The sequence below is a fragment of the Winslowiella iniecta genome, assembly GCF_001267535.1.
Taxonomy (GTDB): Bacteria; Pseudomonadota; Gammaproteobacteria; order Enterobacterales; family Enterobacteriaceae; genus Erwinia; species Erwinia iniecta.
In genome coordinates this window covers 99,887-100,230 of record NZ_JRXE01000008.1, presented here as the reverse complement: position 1 = coordinate 100,230, position 344 = coordinate 99,887, and the positions used below count along the sequence as shown (strand labels likewise).

1 pseudogene is annotated in these 344 nt (G+C 58.4%); it reads right to left on the bottom strand.

Going from position 1 to position 344, the window contains the following annotated elements:
• Window positions 1-38 precede the first annotated feature (38 nt).
• A pseudogene (locus tag NG42_RS23395) lies at window positions 39-344 on the bottom strand (electron transport complex subunit RsxC); the annotation flags it as partial.

The following is a 344-nucleotide window of genomic DNA, read 5'->3' as shown; positions in this document are numbered from 1 at the left end:
TTATGGGTATAAGGCGAACTTGCGATACGAAAAGCCATTTAGTCCTCTTGCGTAGAGTGCTGCTGCGCGCTTTTGCGCGCTTTTACACGAGCGATGGCCGCCGCCACTGCCGCTTTGCGGGGATCGTCTGATTCTGTCTCTTCAGCCATGTCATCTGCCTGCGCCGCTTTTTTTGCTTTAGCGCGGGCGATGGCGGCTTCTACTGCCGCCTTACGCGGGTCAACCGGCTTAGCGTCAGCGGCAGGCGCAGCAGTTTCACTATTCTGCGCGGCTTTTTTCGCTTTAGCACGGGCAATCGCGGCTTCTACCGCAGCCTTACGCGGGTCAACCGGTTCGGCGTCAGC